Raw genomic sequence first — 22663 nt, 5'->3', positions numbered from 1 at the left:
TCCTTATCAATGGGCGCCGGTAAGTTTTTCCAGCAGCATCGCGGTGCATGAAGGTTTATGGGTGTAGCGCTCCTCGAGATCGCTCAGCGAGGCGGCGGCCAGGCCGCTGTTGATGCCGAACCAGCGCAGCGGTTCGCGCTCCCAGGCGGGTGACTGGTGATTGACCAGGGGCAGCGTGTTGAGCGCGTCGTCACGCTCCAGGATGAGGTTGCGCAGGATGCGCCCGGCCAGGTTGCTGGTGGCCACACCGTCGCCGACGTAGTTGCCGGCCCAGGCCATGCCCTTGCCACGGTCGATGCTTACCGTCGGGCACCAGTCGCGGGCAACTCCCAGCGCGCCGCCCCAGCGGTGCGTAACCCGGGCATCGCGCAGGGCCGGGAAAAACTCCAGCAGGGTGTCGTGGATCTTGCCGTGGATGCTGTCCACCAGGTCGGCTTGCTCGGGCATCACCGACCCCCACTTGTACGGGGCACCACGGCCACCGAACACCAGCCGGCCTTCGGCAGTGACCTGGCCGTACACCCGCAAGTGGCGCATGTCGTTGAAGGCCATGCGATGGTCGAGGTTGAGCTGGCTGAGCAGCTCTGGCGCCAACGGCTCGGTGGCCAGCACCAGCGAGTACAGCGGGATGACGAAGCGCGACTTGCCAGGCTGCTGCGAGGTGAACGCCTCGGTAGCGCGCACGGTCATGTCGGCGCGTACCGAACCACGCTCGGTGTGCACCATGCCCGGGGCCATGCGGGTCACCGCCGACTGCTCGTAAATGCGCGCACCCAGGCGCTCCACCAATTGCGCCAGGCCGCGTACCAGCTTGCCCGGGTGAATCAGCGCGCAGTGCTCGGTGTACAGCGCCCCGACTGTGCCCTGGGCGCCGATGCTGCCGTGCGCCTCACCGGCTTCGAGCACCCGCCACTGCTGCGGCAGGCCGAAGCGCGCCGAAGACTCCACTGCAGCACGCGCCCGGGCCATTTGCGGGCCGCTGCGGGCCAGCGACATGAAACCCTGCTTGGCGTAGTCGGCATCCACCCCTTCCAGCGCCAGCACCCGGCCGATTTCATCGACCGTGTCGTTCATCGCCGCCTGCAGTTGCAGGGCAGCCTGGTGCGAATACAACTGCTCGACCCGGTGCAGCGAGATCGGGAATATCGCCGAAGCCCAACCACCGTTGCGGCCCGAAGCACCAAAGCCGACTTCGCGCTTTTCCAGCAGCACCACGTTCAGCGACGGGTCGGCCTTGAGCAGGTAGTAAGCGGTCCACAGCCCGGTGTAGCCGGCGCCGACGATGACCACGTCGGCCTGGATATCACCCTCCAGCCGCGCGCGGGGCGGGGCCGGGGCAAACCACAGCGGCTTGTTGGGTAACTGAGCCAAATCGAATTTCGCTGACATGTTCTTGCTTCCCATTGACTGCCCGGGGGGCCGGGTCGTGTCTGATACGGCGGTTAAGGCTGGGCCACCTGGGCCTTGGGCGCGCGCCCCCGGCCCAGGCGCATCAGCAGGTACGAGGCGCCGATCGCAACGATGGCGACCAGGCACTGCAGCAGGCTCAACTGCATCGAGGGGTCGAAGGCCATGCTCACCAGCACCGAGACGATGGCCGCGGTGACCATCAACGGCAGCACCGGGTGGCCCCACATGGCGAACTTCAGCGAGCCCTCTTCGACCCAGCGTCGGCGCAGCTTGAGCTGCGACAGGCAGATCATCAGGTAGACGAACAGGAACACCGTGCCGGAGGAGTTGATCAGGAACTGGAACACCGTGTCCGGCCACAGCGCGGCGATCACCACGCAGCCATAGCCCACCAGGGTCGAGGCCAGTACACCGCGTACCGGCACGCCCTTGCGGTTGACCCCGGCGATCCAGCGCGGCGCCTCGTCGTTGGCAGCCAGTACGTACAGTAGGCGCGATGAGGTGTAGAGCCCGGCGTTGAGCACCGACAGCACCGCCACCAGAATCACCACGGTGAGCATGTCGCCGGCATAGGGGATGCCGATGTGCTCGAGCGTCGTGACGAACGGCGACTTGCCGGGGGTGAGGCTGGTCCAGGGTTGGGCAACGACGATGAAGAAGGTCGCCAGCACGAAGAACACCAGAATGCGCACCATCACCGTGTTCACCGCCTTGCGGATGTTGCGCGACGGGTCCTGCGACTCGGCGGCCGCCAGGGTGGCCACCTCGACCCCGGTCATCGAGAAAATCACCACCACCACGCCGGTGAACAACGAGCCGACACCGTGGGGCAAAAAGCCGCCGTGCTCGGTCAGGTGGCCGAAGCTGGCATCGGAGTTGGGCCACAGGTGCAGCACGAAGGCGCCGGTCACCAGCAGAAACACCACGATGGCCGCCACCTTGACCCCGGCGAACCAGTACTCGGCCTCGCCGAACGAGTGCACCGACATCAGGTTGAGCAGGGTCATGCCCAGCATCAGCCCCAGGGCAATCACCCACACCGGTATCGCCGGTAGCCAGGCGTTGATGATCTGCCCGCCGACCACGGCTTCGAAGCCGACCACGATCACCCAGAAGTACCAATACAGCCAGCCGGTCATGTAGCCGGCTGGGCGGCCGAAGGCCATGCGTGCGTAGTCGACGAATGAGCCTTTGCTGGGATGGGCTGCGGCCATTTCACCGAGCATGCGCATCACCAATGCGACGATCAGCCCGGTGATGGCGTAGGTGATGAAGGCGCCGGGGCCGGTGGAGGCGATGACCGCGCTGGAGCCGACGAACAACCCGGCACCGATCACCCCGCCCAGGGCGAGCATGCTGATGTGGCGGGTCTTGAGCGAACGTTTGAGACGGGGGTCGTGCTCTGACTGAACAGGCATGGGGTGGCTCCTCTTATTATTAGTGATCAACACAGCCCGAGCCGAGGTTATGCGGGTGCGGCGGGGGTGGACATCGACCGATTGCGCAGCCCGACACCATCACTTGTACAAATGTATGAACCCCCAACCCTGCTGAAATAATGCTGGCCAAACCGACGCCATCGCCGGCAAGCCGGCTCCTACAGGGGCAAACCAACTGGCCAATCGCTGCTACGCTTGGTGAACACAAGATGAAAAACTTTTCATCTTGATTCATCCACGCCAGGCAAGGCCGCCCGGGCGCTGTCCACCCGCACGGAGGCCCACCGCCACAGGAGCCCGCCATGGCCCTAGCCGACGATCTGGCCCTGCTGATCCGCCAGGAGCAGTTGCTGCAGTTCGAGCACTTTGATGAAGACGTGGCCTGGCAGTTGGGTTCGCTGCTGCAGCGGCGCGCCGAAGCCGAAGGCTGGTTGCTGCTGATCGAGGTACGCCGCTTCGACTGCCCGCTGTTTCTGGCCGGCCGGCCCGGCATCACCCCGCACAACCACGACTGGGTGCGGCGCAAGCGCAATACCGTGCAGCGTTTTCTGTGCAGCTCGTACCGCATCGGCCACCAGTTGGCCCTGGACAACAAAGACATCACCCAGCGCTACAACCTGCCGCTGACCGACTACGCCAGTGCCGGCGGCAGCTTCCCGATTACCGTCAAAGGTGCCGGGGTGATCGGTTGCGTGACGGTTTCGGGGTTGCCGGAACGGCAAGACCACCAGGTGATCGTCGATGCCCTGTGCGAGTTGCTGGGGCATGACCGCACCGCGCTGTCGCTGGCGCCGGTGGCGAAGGTGGCAGAGAGCAAGGTGGTGGCTGAGCCGGTGGCGGGCTGAAGGCCGCCCGCCTGAAGCGTATGTGATCGCTGTGGGGCAACTGGGTTGCGCAGCCTGTGCCGGCGATGAGGCCAGGACGGGCAGCCTAGGTCATGTGCGCAGCGCTACCTTCCCGGCTTCATCCACCACCCAGGCCGCACCGACGCCGATTCGCACCCCGCCCACCCAGCGCTCGGCCGGCGCCTGGTCGAGCCAGTTGGCCTGCCCTGCCAGCACCTGCTCGCCCAACGCGGTCAGCCGCAGCGGGCGGTGCATCCAGCTTTCACCCTCCCCCTCCAGCAACAATGGCCGCGGCGTGCCGATCAGTGGCCTTATCAGCGCTGCGAACATCATGTCACCCAGGTACGGCAGCGGCTCTTCACGCCCCATCAGCTCGGCGAACACCCGCGCCGCCGGCTGCTCGCCCATACGCGCCAGAATGCGCAGGGTCAGGCGCTCGGTCAGGCTCAAGCCATCGCCGGCACCGGGCAGCTCCTGCAGTTGCCGGGCCAGTGCGCCCTGCAGCAACGGCAAACTGGCGTGATGCCGGCTGGCAAGCTCGGCCCAGGCGGTCGGGGCCGGCGCGGTGTAGGCCGCCCAGGCCTGGCGCGCCAGTTGCAAGGCCTCCTCACCCAGCGTGCGCCGCTGCGGCCACAGCCACGCCAGCACATCGGGGGCCAACTGGCCGATACCGATGAAACGCTGGACCCCCGGCACCCGGTCGGCCTCGATCAGCTCCAGCCGGCGTGGCAGGCACGGCAAGCTGGCCAGTACCCGCACCAGAAACAGCTGGTCGTAGGCGTCGGCCTCGCACCACAGCACCAGCTCGCTGTCGGCGCTCAACTGCGCCAGGGCCGCGCGCTGGCGGGCCTGGCGCTGGGCGATGTCCTGCGGGGCCAGGCCGAACACCTTGAGTACGTACTCGGTACGTACCTGCCAATACGTATCGTCAGGCACGGCTGGCACCGGCCCCATCACCATGGGGTCGTCGAACATGTGGAAGCTGCCGCTGAACCCGCTGATGCGCAGGCTGTGCTCGATATCGTTGCCGCAGCGCCAGTGCTGCACCTGCGCCTCGCCATCGGCGGCAAAGCCTGGGTGGCGGGCGGCAAACGCCACTGCGTCGGCATGGGCCTTGAGCTTGGGCCAGCTGGCAAAGCCGGCCTCGCGGGCCACCAGCCACTGGGTGTCGGCCAGGCGGTAGTCGGGGCCAGGCAGGCCCAGGTCGCGCAGCTGTGCGCAGGTGTCGTCGTCGAGGGTCTTCAGCAGGCGCTTGGCGTGCTTGCGCAGCGCGGGCAGGTCGATCAGGCCGTGGTGGCGGGATGCATGAATGGCGGGCATGCCAACTCCTTGTGGGGCTCGGTCCGCCGACAAGCCGGGAGCTGGTATGGGAATTTTGCAAACATTGCCTGGGGAACCCCTTCGCGCGGACCGCCGGCGCAGCAGGCGCCTGGGGCCGGACTTTAACGGCTTGCGCCAGCGCGCGCAACGATGTGCTCCGCCGCTTGCGACCAGCGTCTACCAGAACCCTTCGAATGCGCCCTACTTTCGCCCCAGGTCTCGCCATGCAAGCACTGCTGCAAGAAATCCTCGACCACGTCCGCCCGCTGCTCGACCAGGGCCATGTGGCGCAGTACATCCCCGCCCTCGCCCAGGTCGCCCCCCAGCAGCTGGGCATCGCCGTACAGAGCCTGGACGGCCAGTTGCACTGCGCCGGGGATGCGCGCACGCCGTTCTCGATCCAGAGCATTTCCAAGGTGTTCAGCCTGGTGCAGGCCATCGGCCACAGCGGCGAAGGCATCTGGGACAGGTTGGGCTACGAGCCGTCGGGCCAGGCGTTCAACTCACTGGTGCAGCTGGAGGTGGAAAAGGGCCGGCCACGCAACCCGTTCATCAACGCCGGCGCCCTGGTGATCTGCGATATCAACCAGTCGCGCTATGCCACCGCATCGCTGTCGATGCGCGATTTCGTCCGCCGCCTGGCGGCCAACCCGCGCATCGTCAGCGATGCAGTGGTGGCCGAGTCGGAATACCAGCACCGCGCGCGCAATGCCGCCATGGCCTACCTGATGCAGTCCTTCGGCAATTTCCACAATGATGTCGATGCGGTGCTGCGCAGTTACTTCCACCACTGCGCGCTGTCGATGAGCTGCGTGGACGTGGCCCGCGCCTTCGCCTTTTTGGCCAACAGCGGCTACTGCCCGCACAGCCGCGAGCAGGTGCTGACGCCGCGCCAGGCCCAGCAGGTGAACGCGATCATGGCCACCAGCGGGCTGTACGACGAGGCCGGCAACTTTGCCTACCGGGTCGGTTTGCCGGGCAAGAGCGGCGTGGGTGGCGGTATTGCCGTGGTGGTGCCGGGGCGCTACAGCATCTGCGTGTGGTCGCCGGCACTCAATGCCTCGGGCAACTCGCTGGCCGGGTTGCGGGCGCTGGAGCTGCTGAGCGAGCGCATGACCGGGTCGGTGTTTTCGGCGGTGCCGCAACCTGCCGCAGCGGCTGTCCACGACGCCCTGTAGGAGCGGCCCCTTTCGCGACACGAGGCCGCTCCTACAGAGAAAGGCTGCACGCGGGTACTGACCTCACAGCATCAACTCCGACGCCTTGATATTGGCGATCGGCCCCAGCACCCCGGCATCGAATGCCGCCAAAGCCTCGCCAGCGGCCAACCGCGCCGGCAGGTCAGGGTTGACCAGCGCCGCCTTGCCCACGGCGATCAAATCGGCGCCCTGTCCCAGCACCTGCTCGGCCCGGGCCTGATCATGCACGCCGCCATTGGCGATCAGCGGCGTAGCCGGCGCGTGGCGGCGGGCCAGTTGCACCAGGCTGGCCGGACTGCCTGCGAAGGCCGGCTGCCAGGCCTCGTGCTCGGTCACGTGAATGAAGGCCACCCCGGCATCGGCCAAGGCACCGAAAATGGCTTCGGCATCGGCCTCGCCCCCTGCCCATTTATGGGTGAAGTCATTGACCTTGCCTTGGGAAATGCGCACCCCCACCGGCACGCTGCCCACAGCCTCGCGCACCGCCTTGAACACCTCCAGGGTCAGGCTCAGGCGCTGGCGGGTGTCGCCACCCCAGCGGTCATCGCGCAGGTTGCTGTAGCCGGTGAGGAACTGGTCGAGCAGGTAGCCGTTGGCGGCGTGGATCTCGATGGCGTCGAAACCGGCCACCTCGATGGCCCTTCGTGCGGCCTGGGCAAACCCGGCAATGGCGTCGGCGATGTCTTCATCGCTCATCGCCCGGGGCACCGGGTACTGGCCGCTGCCGTAGTAGAAGGCCATCTGCTCGCCCTTAGGAAGCAGGGCTGATGGTGCGACGTTGTATTCACGGAAGCGATTGCCCTGGCTCAAGGCCCCGGCGTGCATCAATTGGGCGACGGCCTTGGCGCCATGGGCGTGGATGCCGGCCGTGACGGCCGCCCATGCCTGGGCCTGGGCGGCATCGGTGATACCCGGCTGGCAGGGGTAACCCTGGGCGTAGGCCTGGTCGGTGTAGATGCCCTCGCTGATCACCAGACCAAAGCCGCCGCGGGCGAAACGCTCGTAGTAGCGGGCCATCTGCGCGCTGGCGTGGCCGCTTTCGCTGGCGCTGACCCGGGTCATCGGGGCAACGGCAAGGCGGTTGCGCGCGTGCAGCGCGGGCATATCGAATGGCGTTAAAATCTTTGAATCTGTCATGGCCTGCTCCTCATCGGCTACGCCTGCTGGCGGGATGAAGTGATGCTATGGGGCTCAAGCGGCCCGACCAAGCCACGCTGGCGTGAAGCCGGCTTAACCGAAAAGGATATGATCGTGCTGATTGCCGATGTACGGGTGTTCCTCGCCGTGGCCTCGAGCGGCAGCCTGTCGGCCGCTGCGCGCCACCTCGACGTGCAGCCCATGCAGGTGTCGCGGCGCCTGGCGGCCCTCGAAGACGAACTGGGCGTGCGCCTGTTCCACCGCACCACCCGCTCGGTGTCGCTGACCGCCGAAGGCGAAGCCTTCCTGCCCTATGCCCACAGCCTGCTGGATGCCGAAGAAAGCGCCCTGGGCGTGCTGCGCCCCAGTGCCGGCGCTGTCAGCGGCGTGCTACGCCTGACCGCACCGAGCGTGTTCGGCCAGTCCATCGTGCTGGCCGTGCTGCCCGGCTTGCTGGCGCAGCACCCACAGCTGCGGGTGGACCTGGATGTCTGCGACCGGCTGGTGGACATCGTCGGCCAGGGGCTGGACCTGGCGTTGCGGGTGGCACCACTGGCCGACTCGGAGCTGGTCGCCCGCCAGGTGGCGCCCAACCCGCGGGTTCTGTGCGCCGCACCCGCCTACCTGGCCCGCCATGGCCACCCCACTACCCTGGCCGAGCTCCAGGCACACGCCTGCATCCTGCTGCAGGCGGTGCCGCGCTGGCCATTCGTGATCGACGGCCAGTTGCAACGCCTGCGCATGCAGGGCCGGGTGGCCACCAGCAGTGTCGATGCGCTCAGGGCGGCGGCGGTACAGGGGTTGGGCGTGGCGATGCTGGCCTACTGGGATGTGCACGAGCAACTATGCGACGGCACGCTGGTCAGCCTCGAGCTGCAGGACGCCGGCATGGAGGCCTTGTCGGTGTGGGCGGTGATGCCGACCCGGCGCTATGTACCTGCGCGGGTGAAGGTGTTTCTCGATGCCTTGCAGATGCATCTGGAAAACATCGCCCGCGCAGGACATTGATTTTTGCAAGAGCGTCACGCCAGCCCCATGCAACCTCGATCAAGAAACAAGTGACGCAATGGCCGTTGTCAGGGAAGCTCGTCAGAGGGCATCAAGGCAGATACATACTGCACAAGGTCAGATGCCGGTATGACAACTTCGCTCGACGGCGGCTCGATGATGCTGCCGTCCGCCGCAATACCCGCTCGCAACTTCATCTTCAAAGTGCCGCCCTTCGGTATTGCAACAGAACACAAAGTAGTCGGGTTATCCGGGCCCAATTTGCCTTGGTAAGCGAGCGCACCTTGCTCGCCAGCCTTGAGCGCCCACAGGTTCTTCCACTCCAGCGCCTGGCCTGCACATCTCACCGCCGTCATGCCTTGCAGGGTCCCAAGCACTTCATGGGTGATGCCATCCTGCCGATACTGCAGATAGTCATCGTACAGGTACAGCGCACGGGCGATGTTCAACCTTGCCTGCGAATAGATCTGGCCAGGCTCCGGCAGGTTAGCTTCGGTACCAGCCTCGATCCACTGCACATCCGTGGATGGATTGCGCACCAGCAGGTCACCACTGATCATCAACCGGTTCTTGATGTCGATAGGGCGCGACAAACCGAGCGACTTGAGCAGACTGACTGCGAAGGTCACGACAGCCGCTGCCTGAGAGGTTCCGCTGACCCTGCTGACAGTGCCGCTATCGTCGAGCCAGGACGGCACGTCACAGCCTGGGGCAGCGAGGTCGACATTGTTTTTTCCGCGATTGCTGAACGTGGCCAGGGCACCGTCGGGCCGGTGGGCAGCAACGCTGATGATATTGTTTTGTGAGGTACCACCCAGCATCGCCGGATAGTAACGGGCGACATTCACATCCGCCACGCCGTCGTTGCCAGCGGCAACCACAAACACGTTGGAGCTCTCCTTGCCACCCCGCAGGTTGAGCAGGTTGGCATCATACAGGGTGCCGGGGGCGCTGTACTGGATGCTCAGATTGACAACGGCGTTTTGCAACAAGTTAAGGCGCAAGCTGAGCTCGCCGGCCGAATTTGCCAGCAGTGTCTGCTCGCCATTACCCACGTTGATGATCCAGTACCGCAACCAAGGTAAATCATGGGGGCGGTCAAAAATGGCCAAGTGGGATTGGAAATCAGGACCGCCCAGCGTGATGCCGGTCACATGAGTACCATGCCCACTCACGTAAGTAGCCTTGTCCCGGTTGTTGGAATAGTTGATCGGATAAACCGGCTTGTTGCCTCCGGTAATGACCACCGGGCCAATCTGCCCATCCTTGTTGTTCTTGTAGGTACCGAAGAATCTCTTGGGGAATTGCGGACCAAAGACAACCGCGCCATCCCGCAGCCGGGCGCCAAAGAAACCGTTATCGGCAACCGCCACCCGGACTCGGGTTTTGTCCACGCCCAGGCTGAACCGTTGCCGATCCGCGTCTTCGTAGGCGGCCGTCAGCCTTGCAGCATCGAACACTGCCGCATCGGTTGCCTGCCCACGGCATTCAGGTGGCGATTCGTAGTGCTCCGTTCCTTGCACAGACTCAATGCGGCCGGCAGCGATACCCAGGGTAGGTCCGTCAGCAGGTGGCGGCTCTGCAGCCTCTGGCAGATCATTCACCGCAATGAACCGTGAGCGGTCACCGGGTAATCCAGTACGCTCATGCTCGGCATAATAGGCCACGTACGCGCCTCTGAAGGCCCGCGCATCCGCGCCTGAAACTTCGCCCCTGGCAAGGCTTATGTGCCCCGGCGTCAACGTCTGCCCTGGCACCAGCCTGGAAAGATCGCGTACCTGGGATCTTGCGAAAAAGGCACGCACAGCCTGCGGGCTGCCGCGACTTCCAGTAAAGGTCTCGTAAAGTGCCGATGCATTGTCACCAGGCCTGACCACATAGCGGAAATCAGGTTGTTCCACGATGGTTGGGCAACCAGGCCATTGGATTCGGTAGGCATCATCCCCCAGCACCTGGTCGACATTGGTCAGGCTTTCGATGCCCGGGTTGAGTTGCTGTACTTGCTCAACGTACGCAGTGCGGAACGAGCCACACAAGACGCTGGCAACCTGCCGTGTACTGAACTGTTTGAGGTCGGGATACTCGCTTTTATCCAGCGTGCGCGGTTTCACCAACGAAGCGTATTTCCTCAAACCGTCATCGGACAGCGGTCGGCTGACACGGACTTCAATATTTGCCGGCGGGGGCTCGGCAAATACCGACGTCGCCGTGAACATCAGTGCAAAACAGCCACAACGTTGAAAGTTCTTCATGATCACTGCCTGCATGGCAGAAAACCGGCCTGGGCGTTGAGCCCGCAGATTTCCTTTCCTGGATGTTCACTGAGCCATTGCCTGGCAAAGTTCTTGAACGCTGTCGAAGACAAGGGGGTAATGCGGGAAATGGCCACGCCTCCCAACACCTCGACCGTTGAATTGACGCCGCGCACCCTTCGAGTACCGCCCTCGTCGGTCTGCGTCACACCCGATATCAAGGGGCCACCCGAATCGCCATCGCAAAGTACCGGCGCACTGCTCACCGCAGAGCGGATTTCAATCTGGGGATGCTGGGCGGCTGCACCGGCATATACCTTGGCATTGCCGATCCGAAAGGCGTTGGTGAGTGCCTTTTCATTTGCGCTGGCCGCACCCAGGTCTGCCAGACGACTGCAGCCATACCCGGTCATCAGTACAGCGTCTCCGGCCGCCAGCGGCGTATCGACTTGCAGCACCTCATGCTGCAAGGCCTGCAACTGCTCCGGCATGGCGGCAGGTAGCGTGAAACTGCAAAGCGCAAAGTCATCAGGTGCGCGCGGAGCGCTTTCGACCTTGTTCTTGAAGCCTTGGATGTAATCCGGGGCCAAGGTGCAATGTGCCACCAGCGCCTGCCCGCCCGCCTCCACCCGGACATTGTCGAGTAACGGCCTGTCCAGGCCACGATCAAAACAGTGAGCGGCCGTGACGAATACGCCCGGCCCGATCAACGCGGCGCTGCATCGTCCGTGATCCAATGGCGCGATGATAATGGCAGGCCAATCCTTCCTTTTTGCCGTCACGCCATTGATCAACTGGACCTCACTGTCCGGGCCGATCTCTGCGTAAAGCTCGAACACCAACTTGGCAGGCTCATCGTGCACAGCCCCCTGCGCGGCCAGGGCAAATGCACTGAACATGCCAGCCAGCAACAAGCCAAGGCAGCACTGCGCCAGGGTGCCTCTGAACTGGTTGGCCATGGGGTTCACCTATTGGGCTTTGGCTGCGTCGCCCGCTTTGTCTCGCTCCGCTTTCGCGTCCCTGACCGTCTTGATGGCTTGCTGCAAGGCCTTGAGGTTGTCGGAAACCGCAGCAACCGGGTCGCCACTGACTGTTCCAGAAACACTCGAACCACACACCGAGCCCAAATTGACCTGACCGTCGACAGGCAACGGCTGTAAGCGCAGCACATCCGCCGAAGAGACCGTCAGGTGGAAAACAGCTTCAAGCTCACTGTTGCGCCTGAGCTCAAGCGTCGCAGAACGGCACGCGGGAACGGGCCAGTAAGACACCGTCTTGTCGACGGCATTACGCCGAAAGTCCTCATAGCTGACGGTACCTGCGGGCAAGCCCGCACTGTCATAGGCGAAGCGGTACTGCCAATCGGTGGCAGGTGTACTGTCAAGCGGGCCGCTGGCTGGCACCTTGAATGCGAAACTGCGCAATGGCAGCTTGGGTGTCGCAGCAACCCCTGCCGGGGCCTTGATAATGGCTCCGACAATGGCAGCGCCCTGTTCCAGCCGCTTGGGCACCAGGTTTTCTGCCTTGCTGTTCAACGATACGACGCGATCGGAGTTTTCTGCCTTGGCCAACCCCACCGTGGAAGTTTTCCAAAACCCCGTAACCCCTCTCACCGCCAAGTAACGTTGGTCGTCCGGTAACTGCACGACCACTGCCTCCCACTGCTTTCCATCGATCAGGGCCGTCGCCGTGGTTCTGGCATTCTCCTTGGCGTCGACTTTCTGCGTACTGTCCGCTGCTGTGCCAGCTGAATCTTTCTTGGCCACCTGCTTGGTTTCAAGAGTGGCCTTGCCAGCAGCAGGGGCATCCGCAGCTTGCGCAACCGGCCTGATCAAGACATAGGTATTGGGTATCGCAATATATTCGAAATGTTCTTTTGCCAAAGACTCGACGCCCTTGAAATCGCCTCCTTTCGCGGGTTCCCTGAACTGAACGTCCACTGCGGTACTGCAGCCGGAAACAGCCAACATTACAACACTCGTCACGATAGCTTTCATAACCCCTCCCTGGATGGCCAAATAATGGCTCACGAACAATCAACTCAATCACACTTTTCATGATTCGCCAGAAAAAACAGGGTATGAAAAAAAATATCATGATCGGCTGGAACACCGGAATTTCATGGCTAACCTCAAATGTTTTTCACAGTGACAGCCTGTTTCAACCCACCCAATGCCAAGTTTATGGCGCGCAATTATTGACGGCAGGTTAGTTATAAAATGCGCCCCTCAAGAGGGGCGCTTATTGCAAACTTTCATTAATAGATTGCGTTGCATGATCCTAAAGCGCGATAAGCCCGACACTCGGTTGCATCGCAATGAGTCAATCACTCCCCAGCGTGTGGCTCACCGAGATCGACATGTCGGGGCAATCGTCGCATTGGCTGACATGCAGAACCCAGAAGCGGGGTTGGCCGACCTTTGTCGTGGTTATCAACCCTGGCAGAAGCGAATGCGGTTGCCGAACGGGTCGTACACTTCCAGCACCTGCCCCCAGCCCTGCTCCACCAACTGCGGGCGCCCGTAGCCGTAGCGCTTGGCCTGCAACTCGTCGTGCAGCGCCTGGATTTCCAAGGTGGGCACGAACAGCGTGGTGCCGGGGCTGGCATCGCCGTGGTGCTCGGACAGGTGAATCTTCAGCCCCGCCCGCTCGATGCCCAGGTACAACGGCAGGTCGGCTTCGAAGCGGTGTTCGAACTCGACGCTGAAACCGAGGAAATCACAATAGAACTCACGGGCCTTGGCTTCATCGAAAATGCGCAAAATGGCAATGCACCGCTCAAAGCGCACACCGCTTTGATCGAGGGCCGCGCAAGCGGTGTTCCAGTCCTTGAAGCCGAGCTGGTCGGCCACCAGTTCCAGCGCGGCGCTGTGGCTGATCTCGAGGTCGCGTGCGGCGAATTGCGCGCGCAGGCGCTTGGCCATGTGCTTGGCCTGGGTGATGGATGTCATGAATGCCTCCACTGGGTCGAAGCCTGCAGGTGCTCGCATTGCCAGTCTTCGACAGCCATTGAAGGTGTGTGATGACGGGGTGGTAACGCGATGCTTTCACCGAACCTGAGAGGGTGCGAGCGGCGGGCAGCATCTGGCCGTTGCGCGATGGTAGGGGAATGATCGTGGCAGGTAAAGGCGATGGGGCCGGTACAGGCTAAAGTCAAATCAGCCAAATCACGGAGATAACCATGAACCCCACCACCCTCGCCTTGGCCCTCATCCTGCTCTGCCCATTGGCCCACGCCCAGGACAAAGTCAGCCACATCCCCGTGCACTTCGCCAAGGGCGCCAGCAGCACCGAGATCAAGGGCAGCTTCAAGGGTTACGACAGCATCCAGTACAGCCTCTCGGCCAAGGCCGGCCAGCAGATGAACGTGCAGATTGCCGGTAGCAGCAACGCCAACTTCAATGTGTTCGCCCCGGGCGAAAAGCCAGGCTCGGGCACGGCGCTGGGCAGCGGCAGCGTGGGCAATGCCTGGAGCGGCACGCTGCCGGCCACCGGCAGCTACACGGTGCAGGTGTACCAGATGCGCGCCACGGCAAGGCGCGGCGAACTGGTGCCGCATACCTTGACCATTGGCATCCAGTGAACGCGATGCAACCCCGCATCCTTAAGGCCTGCGCTGTATCTGTAGGAGCCGGCTTGCCGGCGATGAGGCCGCCAGCCTTTGTCCAAAGCTGCTGGCCCTGATTGGCAGGCCCGGCCCTATCGCCGGCAAGCCGGCTCCTACAGGGACGCGGTGAAATGCAGTGCGGAATTATTTTGCGCGCCAGCGCATCAGATGCCTTAGGACACGTATCAGCCTCTGGAAGCCCGCCATGAAAGCACGCAAGCAAAAGCCCATCAGCCTGAAGGACATCACCATCGTCGACGACGCCAAGATGCGCAAGGCGATCACCGCCGCAGCACTGGGCAATGCCATGGAATGGTTCGACTTCGGCGTGTACGGCTTCGTCGCCTTCGCCCTGGGCAAGGTGTTCTTCCCCAACGCAAGCCCCGGCGTGCAGATGATCGCTGCCCTGGCCACCTTTTCGGTGCCGTTCCTGATCCGCCCGCTGGGCGGGCTGTTCTTCGGCGCCCTGGGCGACCGCTACGGGCGCCAGAAAGTGCTGGCCGCAACCATCGTGATCATGTCGTTGAGCACCTTCGCCATCGGCCTGATCCCCTCCTACGCCAGCATCGGCATCTGGGCGCCGATCCTGCTGTTGCTGGCCAAGATGGCCCAGGGCTTTTCGGTGGGCGGCGAGTACACCGGGGCGTCGATCTTCGTCGCCGAATACGCCCCCGACCGCAAGCGCGGGTTCCTCGGCAGCTGGCTGGACTTCGGCTCCATCGCAGGCTTTGTGCTGGGCGCCGGGGTGGTGGTGCTGATCTCCACCCTTCTGGGTGAAGAACAGTTCCTCGAATGGGGCTGGCGCCTGCCGTTCTTCCTCGCCCTGCCGCTGGGCCTGATCGGCCTGTACCTGCGCCATGCGCTGGAAGAAACCCCGGCCTTCCAGCAACACGTCGACACCCTCGAACAGGGCGACCGAGAAGGCCTGGCCAGCGGCCCGAAAGTGTCGTTCAAGGAGGTCGCCACCCAACACTGGCGCAGCCTGTTGACCTGCATCGGGGTGGTGATCGCCACCAACGTCACCTACTACATGCTGCTCACCTACATGCCCAGCTACCTCACCCACAACCTGCACTACAGCGAAGACCACGGGGTGCTGATCATCATCGCGATCATGGTCGGCATGCTGTTCGTGCAGCCGATCATCGGCCTGCTCAGCGACAAGTGGGGGCGCCGGCCGTTCATCATCATCGGCAGCGTCGGCCTGTTCGTGCTGGCTATCCCTGCGTTCATGCTGATCACCAGCGGCAAGCTGGCGGTGATCTTCGCAGGCCTTTTGATCATTGCCGTGCTGCTGAACTTCTTCATCGGCGTGATGGCCTCAACGCTGCCTGCAATGTTCCCCACCCACATTCGCTACAGCGCCCTGGCCAGCGCGTTCAACATCTCGGTGCTGTCCGCAGGCCTGACCCCGACCCTGGCCGCCTGGCTGGTGGAAACCACAAACAACCTGTACATGCCGGCCTACTACCTGATGGTGATCGCCGTGGTCGGCCTGCTCACCGGCCTGACCATGAAAGAAACCGCCAACCGCCCGTTGCGCGGCGCCGCGCCGGCAGCCTCGGACATCGAAGAAGCGCGCGAGCTGCTGCAGGAGCACCACGACACCATCGAGCAGAAAATCGAGGATATCGACGCGCAGATCGCCGAACTTGAAGCCAGGCGCCAGCAACTTGCCCAGCAACACCCGCGCATCGACTGAACCTGCGGCGCCGTTGGTAACCTGATGCCAGCAAAGCCAGGCGCAGCGGCTACCATGGAACTTCGAACAACGGGCGGGCGCACCTGAGGAGCCCGCCAGCCGCAAACGACTCAGGGACGACAGAACATGCCCGACAGCCGACCACAACCCGATGCACTCTCGGCCCCAGGCGACCCGCAGCGCAGCAGCGGTACGCTGTTCGACAGCGAATTGCGCTTTCGCGCGCTGGTGACCGCCAGCAGCACCTCGGTGTACCGCATGAGCCCCGACTGGCAAGAGCTGCGCGAGCTCACCGGCCAAGGTTTTCTCGAAGACACCCAGCAACCCATCCAGCGCTGGCTGGACAAATACATCGCCGCCGAAGACCGCCCCCGGGTGCTGGCCGCCGTCGCCAGCGCCGTGGCCGAGCGCAGCATCTTCGAACTGGAACACCGGGTGCGCCTGCCCGGTGGCCGTTTCGGCTGGACGCTGTCGCGGGCGGTGCCGATCTTCGACGCCAACGGCGAGATCCTCGAGTGGTTCGGCGCCGCCATGGACGTGACCCAGCAGCACGAGATGACCGCCCGCCTGCGCGAAAGCGAGGCGGCCTTCAAGACCATCGCCAACACCGTGCCGCAGCTGGTGTGGGTGACCGACCAGGCCGGCCATTTCGAGTTTTTCAACAAGCGCTGGCACGACTACTTCGACCCCGCCGGCCACCCGCATGACTACGCCACCTTCGCCCGCCAGTGCGTGCACCCGGACGACGCCCTCGCCGCCAGCACCGCCTTCACCCAGGCCCGCGCCTGCGGCGAAGTGTACGAAAGCGAGCACCGCCTGCGCCGCCATGACGGCAGCTACCGCTGGTTCATGGTGCGCGCCCAGCCCTACCGCGACCCCGAAACCGGCGCCCTGCTGCGCTGGTACGGCACCTCGGTGGACGTGCACGACCGGCACAGCGCCGAGGACCAGTTGCGCAGCTTCAACGAAGAGCTCGAGGTGCAGGTGCAGGCCGGCTCACGCGAGCTGCAGGCGGCCGAGGCGCAGATGCGCCAGATGCAGAAACTCGAAGCCATCGGCCAGCTCACCGGCGGCGTGGCCCACGACTTCAACAACCTGCTCACGGTGATCCGCAACTCGGCCGAGCTGATGCGCCGCAAACCGCTGCCGCCGGAGCGCCAGCAGCGCTACCTGGACGCCATCCTCGACACCGCCGACCGCGCCGCCAAACTCACCAGCCAGTTGCTGGCCTTCGCCCGCCGCCAGGCCCTGCGCCCGGAGGTGTTCGCGGTGGGCTTTCAAGTGCAGCAGATCGCCGAGATGCTGCGCAGCATCGTCGGCACGCGCATGCAGATAAAGGTGCAGGCCCCAGCGCAGCAGTGCTTTGTGGAGGCCGACCTGAACCAGTTCGAGACCGCGCTGGTGAACCTGGTGGTCAACGCCCGCGACGCCATGCAGGCCGAAGGCAGCATCACCATCGCCATCAGCGCCGCCAGCAGCCAGGTCAGCATCGCCATCGACGACGATGGCCACGGCATCGCGGCCGCCGACATGGAGCGCATCTTCGACCCGTTCTACACCACCAAGGAGGTGGGCAAAGGTACCGGGCTGGGGTTGTCCCAGGTGTATGGTTTCGTCCACCAGTCCGGCGGTACGGTTGCGGTACAGAGCACACCCGGCAAGGGCTCGACCTTCACCGTGTCGCTGCCGGCAGTGGCCGCCCCGGACGCGGCCATGCCTGAACCGCAACAGCCCGAAGCACCGCAGCCCAAGGGCCATGTGCTGGTGGTGGAGGACAACACCCAGGTGCGTGAATTCACCGCCAGCCTGCTCGAGGACATGGGCTATACCACCCGCCAGGCCGCCGACGCCGACACCGCCCTGGCGTTGCTGGATGTGGGCCGCGAACGCTTCGACCTGGTGCTGTCGGACGTGGTGATGCCAGGCACCAGCGGCGTGGAGCTGGCCCACACCCTGCGCCAGCGCTGGCCGGAGCTGCCGGTGGTGCTGACCAGCGGCTACAGTCAGGCGCTGGCGGGCGATGCACACCATGGTTTCGAGTTGTTGAACAAGCCATATTCGGTGGACCAACTGTTGCGGGCGTTCGAAGTGGTGATGAAGCGGCGTTAGCCCGCAGGCTGCCTGTTCTGCCTACAGGTACAGCGCAAGCCTGAAGGTTATGCGAACCCTGTGGGAAGCGGCCTTGTGTCGCGATGGGCTGCGCAGCAGCCCCAGGATCTCGGCATCATGCAAAATTGCCGGGGCTGCTGCGCAGCCCATCTCGACCGGACGGCGCCCCGGCAAGGCCGCTTCCCACAGCGATCGCGCCAGCTTTTGATAATTTTCCCGCCCGCCTTCAATCAGGCTCTGCTTCCTGCGCCCCTATCCCGATCCCCCGAAATCCTTGCCTGATCCTCCGCGCCTTCCATCCCCCCGATAGGAAACGTTTCAGCTACGAGCTAAAGTTTCATGACCCCCGCTCCGTGCCTCGACGCGCGGCGCGTATAAAACAACGCCACATCAACCGATGATCAGCAGGTGAACCATGGAACTACGCATCAACCAGAAGACCTACCAGGTCGAGGCGGACGCCGATACGCCGTTGCTGTGGGTGATCCGCGACGACCTCGGCCTGACCGGTACCAAGTATGGCTGCGGCCTAGCCCAGTGCGGCGCGTGCTCGGTACTGGTCAACGGCAACGTGGTGCGCGCCTGCGTGACGCCGGTAGCTGGCGTGGTCGGCCTTGACATCACCACCATCGAAGCCATCGAGCAAGACCCGGTGGGCAAGCGCGTGGTCGAGGCCTGGGTCGAGCACCAGGTGGCGCAGTGCGGCTATTGCCAGTCCGGCCAGGTGATGGCCGCCACCGCGCTGCTCAAGCACACCGCCAAGCCCAGCGACGCGCAGATCGAGGCGGCCATGGTCAACCTGTGCCGCTGCGGCACCTACAACGCCATCCATGCCGCCGTGCATGAACTGGCCGAAGGGGGCAACGCCTGATGAACGCGCGTATCGACTCCCCCGCCGACCTGCTTGACCTGCCCGCCGGTGAAACCGTCAACCTGTCGCGCCGGCGCTTTTTGGCCGGCACCGCCGTCGGCGCCCTGGTGCTGGGCTTCGGCCTGCCGCTGGGCGTGCCGCGGGTACAGGCCGCTGCAACTGCCGCCAGCGCCGAGCGCGGCACCCAGGTGCCGGCGTTTCTGGAAATTCGCCCCGACAGCAGCGTGCGCCTGCTGTGCCCGTTCATGGAGGGCGGCCAGGGCACCTACACCGCCATGGCGCAAATCGTCGGTGAAGAGCTGGATGTGGACCCGGCGCACTTTCTGGTCGACAGCGCCCCGCCCGGTGAAACCTACGTGGTGATGGAAAACGGCCTGCGCATCACCGGCGGCAGCATGTCGGTACGCATGAGCTACCCGACCATGCGCCGCCTCGGCGCCCTGGCCCGGGCCATGCTGTTGCAGGCCGCTGCCGAGCAACTGGGGGTGCCGGTCGAAGAGCTCAGCACCGAGCCCGGCAAGGTGCTGCACGTAGCCTCCGGCCGCTCGCTGGCCTATGGCGAGCTGGCCGGCCGCGCCATGGACCTGCCGGTGCCGGACCCGGCCAGCGTCAAGCTGCGCGACCCCAGCCAGTTCCGCTGGATCGGCAAGCCGGTGCGCCGGGTGGACGCCTACGACAAGTCCACCGGCAAGGCCGTGTACAGCATCGACATCAAGGTCGACGACATGCTCCACGCCGCCGTGCAGCATGCGCCGCGCCTGGGCATGACGGTGGCCGGGCTGCGCAACGAAGCCCAGGTCAAGGCCATGCAAGGCGTGCACTCGGTGCACCAACTGCCCGGCGCCGTGGCTGTGGTGGCCGAGCGCTGGTGGCACGCCAAGCGCGCGGTCGAGGCGCTGCAGGTGGATTGGCAGGAACCCGGCGCAGGCAGCACCGTGCGGGCCATGCCAAAGGACTTCTCCAGCCAGGGCTGGCTGGACCATTTGGCCGCACAGACCGGCCCGGCCCGCGACGACGAGCACGAAGGCGACCTGGCCGCGGCCATGGCCAGCGCCAAGACCACCGTCGAGGCCAGCTACCGCAACCAGTACCTCAACCACGGCCAGCTGGAGCCGCCCTCGGCCACCGCGCGCTTAAACCCCGACGGCACCCTGGAGGTGTGGCTGCCCAACCAGGCGCCGGACATGTTCCGCGCCGACATCGCCAAGCGCACCGGCCTTGCCCCCGAGCAGATCACCCTGCACTCGCCGCTGCTGGGCGGTTTCTTCGGCCGGCATTTTTTGTACGACTCAGCCAACCCCTACCCCCAGGCCATCGCCCTGGCCAAGGCGGTCGGGCGCCCGGTCAAAGTGATCTGGACCCGTGAAGAAGAGTTCCTGCGCGACGTGCTGCGCCCGGTGGCAGTGGTCAAGTTCCGCGCCGGGCTGGACGCCGACGGCATGCCGGTGGCCATCGAAGCGGTCAGCGCCACCGAAGGCCCCACCGAAGCCCTGGCCGGCAAGCAGGGCGAGAAGATCGACCCCACCGCCATCGAAGGCTTGGCCGGCAAGGCCTACGCCATCCCCAACAAGCGCATCGCGCAGATTTACGTCAAAGGCCCGGCGATGCTCGGTTACTGGCGTTCGGTGGGCAATTCGCTGAACGACTTCTTCTACGAAAGCTTCCTCGACGAGCTGGCCGACAAGGGCGGCAAGGACCCGTACGAACTGCGCCTGCACCTGCTGCGTGACAACCAACGCCTGACCACCCTGCTGCAGGCGGTGGCCGAGCTTGCCGGTGGCTGGAAGCCCGGCCCGTTCACTGCCGAGGACGGCAGCAAGCGCGCCCGCGGCGTTGCCATGGCTTCACCGTTCGGCTCCCATGCAGCGGTAATCGCCGAGGTGTCCATCGAAAACGGCCAGGTGAAGGTGCACGACATCTGGCAGGCCATCGACCCCGGCAGCATCGTCAACCCGGCGATCATCGAGGCCCAGGTCAACGGCGCGGTGGCCCTGGGGCTGTCACAAACCCTACTGGAAGAAGCCGTGTGGCTCGACGGCGCGCCGCGGGCGCGCAACTACGACCTGTACCCGATACTGCCGGCCCAACGCATGGCCCGGGTGCATGTGCGCATCGTCGAAAGCGGCGAGAAGATGGGCGGCATCGGCGAGCCGCCGCTGCCAGCAGTGGCGCCTGCGGTGGCCAACGCCGTGGCGCGCCTGACCGGGCAGCGCGTGCGCAGCCTGCCCCTCGACCGCCACACCTTCAGCTGAGGGCCGCCCATGAGCAACCGCCGCTTCGCAAGAACCGCCGGCTGGCTGGCCGTGCCCTGCCTGGTCGCCGCCGCCCTGCTGACCTGGTACGTCACCCGCGAGCCCGCCACGCCGTTCAGCCTCGACACCCCGGTGGACGCCGCGCTGGTCAGCCGGGGCGAGTACGTCGCCCGCCTGAGCGACTGCGTGGCCTGCCACAGCCTGCCAGGCCAGGCGCCGTTCGCCGGCGGGCTGGAAATGGCCACGCCGCTGGGGGCGATCCACGCCACCAACATCACCCCTGACCGCGAGCACGGCATCGGCACCTACAGCCTGGCCGACTTCGACCGCGCCGTGCGCCACGGCGTGGCCCCGGGCGGGCGCCGGCTGTACCCGGCCATGCCCTACCCGTCCTACGCCAAGCTCAGCGACGACGATGTGCGCGCGCTGTATGCGTTCTTCATGCAGGGCGTGCAGCCGGCAGCCACGCCCAACATCGCCAGCAGCATCCCTTGGCCGCTGAACCTGCGCTGGCCCATCGCGCTGTGGAACGGGCTGTTTGCGCCCACCACACCCTATGCCGGGAAAACCGGCCAGGACGCGCTGTGGAACCGCGGCGCCTATATCGTCCAGGGCCCCGGGCACTGTGGCAGCTGCCACACCCCACGGGGCCTTGCGTTCAACGAAAAGGCCCTGGACGAGGGCGGTGCGCCGTTCCTCGCCGGCGCCCTGCTGGACGGCTGGTACGCCCCCAGCCTGCGCCAGGACCCGAACACCGGGCTGGGCCGCTGGAGCGAAGCGGAGATCGTGCAGTTTCTAAAGACCGGGCGTAATAAACATGCAGTGGTGTACGGCTCGATGACCGAGGCGTTCAACAACTCCACCCAGTTCATGGCCGACGACGACCTGGCCGCCATCGCCCACTACCTCAAGTCGCTGCCCGGCGACCCGCAACGCGACGGCACGCCGTGGCAGTACCAGGCGGTGTCCGCTGCCGAGCGCCTGGATGCACCGGGTGCGCACACCTACGTGACCCGCTGCGCCAGCTGCCATGGCCTGGACGGCAAGGGCCAGGCCGAGTGGATGCCGCCGTTGGCCGGGGCGACTTCGATGCTGGCCAGCGAGAACGCCTCGGCGATCAACATCACCCTGAACGGCTCGCAACGCATCGTCGCCGCCGGCGTGCCGGACGCGTACCGCATGCCGGCGTTCCGTCAGCAGCTGTCGGACCAGGAGATAGCCGAGGTACTGAGCTTTACCCGCGCCACCTGGGGCAACCAGGGCAGCGCGGTGAGTGCACAGGCGGTGGGCAAGTTGCGCGGGCATACCGACCCGGCCAGCAGCAGCCCGATCATTTTGCATATGCGTTGAGGGCACCGGCCTGATGATCATGCGCCCCCTGTAGGAGCGGCCTTGTGTCGCGATGGGCCGCGAAGCGGCCCCAGGATCTTGCATGAGACACAGATTGCCGGGGCTGCTTCGCAGCCCATCGCGACACAAGGCCGCTCCCACAGGGGCCGCGTAACAAGTAGA

At 64.9% G+C, this 22663-nt stretch carries 17 protein-coding genes; 9 read left to right on the top strand and 8 right to left on the bottom strand.

Translation table 11 applies throughout. The features are described 5' to 3' along the window. Window positions 1–6 precede the first annotated feature (6 nt). A complete protein-coding gene (locus KSS94_RS10190) occupies window positions 7–1389 on the bottom strand; it encodes an NAD(P)/FAD-dependent oxidoreductase (RefSeq protein WP_217842850.1) in 1383 nt (460 codons plus the stop codon). Between the two features lie 53 nt (window positions 1390–1442). Further along, the gene (locus tag KSS94_RS10185) at window positions 1443–2828 is read right to left on the bottom strand and encodes an amino acid permease (RefSeq protein ID WP_217842849.1); all 1386 of its coding nucleotides are present in this window, start codon (window positions 2826–2828) and stop codon (window positions 1443–1445) included. 323 nt (window positions 2829–3151) lie between these two features. On the opposite strand from KSS94_RS10185, the gene KSS94_RS10180 reads away from it, so the two are divergent. Beyond that, on the top strand, window positions 3152–3694 hold the full coding sequence (locus KSS94_RS10180) for a heme-degrading domain-containing protein (RefSeq protein WP_217842848.1): 543 nt from the start codon (window positions 3152–3154) through the stop codon (window positions 3692–3694). Window positions 3695–3784: 90 nt separating this feature from the next. Here KSS94_RS10180 and KSS94_RS10175 read toward each other — a convergent pair whose 3' ends face one another. Beyond that, window positions 3785–5014 carry a DUF1835 domain-containing protein gene (locus KSS94_RS10175; RefSeq protein WP_217842847.1) on the bottom strand — a complete coding sequence of 410 codons (1230 nt, stop codon included), beginning with the start codon at window positions 5012–5014 and terminating at the stop codon, window positions 3785–3787. A gap of 224 nt (window positions 5015–5238) precedes the next feature. Between KSS94_RS10175 and glsB the strand changes: the two genes are divergently transcribed. Then, on the top strand, window positions 5239–6192 hold the full coding sequence (gene glsB / locus KSS94_RS10170; RefSeq protein WP_217842846.1) for a glutaminase B: 954 nt from the start codon (window positions 5239–5241) through the stop codon (window positions 6190–6192). 63 nt (window positions 6193–6255) lie between these two features. On the opposite strand, the gene KSS94_RS10165 is transcribed toward glsB, so the two are convergent. Next, window positions 6256–7350, bottom strand: coding sequence for an oxidoreductase (locus KSS94_RS10165; protein WP_217842845.1), 1095 nt, complete (start codon window positions 7348–7350; stop codon window positions 6256–6258). A gap of 114 nt (window positions 7351–7464) precedes the next feature. Between KSS94_RS10165 and KSS94_RS10160 the strand changes: the two genes are divergently transcribed. Beyond that, on the top strand, window positions 7465–8358 hold the full coding sequence (locus KSS94_RS10160) for a LysR family transcriptional regulator (RefSeq protein WP_217843564.1): 894 nt from the start codon (window positions 7465–7467) through the stop codon (window positions 8356–8358). A 68-nt stretch (window positions 8359–8426) separates the two neighbouring features. Here the strand turns inward: KSS94_RS10160 and KSS94_RS10155 are convergent, their stop codons facing one another. From KSS94_RS10155 to KSS94_RS10140, 4 genes are all read right to left on the bottom strand, one after another. Continuing rightward, on the bottom strand, window positions 8427–10610 hold the full coding sequence (locus KSS94_RS10155) for a S8 family serine peptidase (RefSeq protein WP_217842844.1): 2184 nt from the start codon (window positions 10608–10610) through the stop codon (window positions 8427–8429). A 2-nt stretch (window positions 10611–10612) separates the two neighbouring features. Beyond that, a complete protein-coding gene (locus KSS94_RS10150; RefSeq protein WP_217842843.1) occupies window positions 10613–11569 on the bottom strand; it encodes a trypsin-like serine peptidase in 957 nt (318 codons plus the stop codon). A 9-nt stretch (window positions 11570–11578) separates the two neighbouring features. Continuing rightward, entirely contained in the window at window positions 11579–12607 is a 1029-nt protein-coding gene (locus KSS94_RS10145) for a hypothetical protein (protein ID WP_217842842.1), read from the bottom strand. Window positions 12608–13042: 435 nt separating this feature from the next. Continuing rightward, the gene (locus tag KSS94_RS10140) at window positions 13043–13561 is read right to left on the bottom strand and encodes a glyoxalase superfamily protein (RefSeq protein WP_217842841.1); all 519 of its coding nucleotides are present in this window, start codon (window positions 13559–13561) and stop codon (window positions 13043–13045) included. Window positions 13562–13791: 230 nt separating this feature from the next. Here KSS94_RS10140 and KSS94_RS10135 point away from each other — a divergent pair, with 230 nt between their 5' ends. From KSS94_RS10135 to KSS94_RS10110, 6 genes are all read left to right on the top strand, one after another. Further along, complete coding sequence (locus KSS94_RS10135) at window positions 13792–14193, top strand: DNA breaking-rejoining protein (protein WP_217842840.1); 402 nt, start codon at window positions 13792–13794, stop codon at window positions 14191–14193. A gap of 229 nt (window positions 14194–14422) precedes the next feature. After that, entirely contained in the window at window positions 14423–15919 is a 1497-nt protein-coding gene (proP, locus tag KSS94_RS10130; protein ID WP_217842839.1) for a glycine betaine/L-proline transporter ProP, read from the top strand. Window positions 15920–16045: 126 nt separating this feature from the next. Then, window positions 16046–18028, top strand: a complete 1983-nt coding sequence (locus tag KSS94_RS10125) for a hybrid sensor histidine kinase/response regulator (protein ID WP_217842838.1) — start codon at window positions 16046–16048, stop codon at window positions 18026–18028. Window positions 18029–18443: 415 nt separating this feature from the next. Next, a complete protein-coding gene (locus KSS94_RS10120) occupies window positions 18444–18899 on the top strand; it encodes a (2Fe-2S)-binding protein (protein ID WP_217842837.1) in 456 nt (151 codons plus the stop codon). After that, window positions 18899–21151 carry a xanthine dehydrogenase family protein molybdopterin-binding subunit gene (locus KSS94_RS10115; protein WP_217842836.1) on the top strand — a complete coding sequence of 751 codons (2253 nt, stop codon included), beginning with the start codon at window positions 18899–18901 and terminating at the stop codon, window positions 21149–21151. Before KSS94_RS10120 ends, KSS94_RS10115 begins: the two co-directional genes overlap by 1 nt. A gap of 9 nt (window positions 21152–21160) precedes the next feature. Continuing rightward, complete coding sequence (locus KSS94_RS10110; protein WP_217842835.1) at window positions 21161–22501, top strand: c-type cytochrome; 1341 nt, start codon at window positions 21161–21163, stop codon at window positions 22499–22501. Window positions 22502–22663 lie beyond the last annotated feature (162 nt).

The sequence above is a fragment of the Pseudomonas fakonensis genome, assembly GCF_019139895.1.
Classification (GTDB): Bacteria; Pseudomonadota; Gammaproteobacteria; order Pseudomonadales; family Pseudomonadaceae; genus Aquipseudomonas; species Aquipseudomonas fakonensis.
This window is presented reverse-complemented; position numbering and strand designations above follow the sequence as displayed.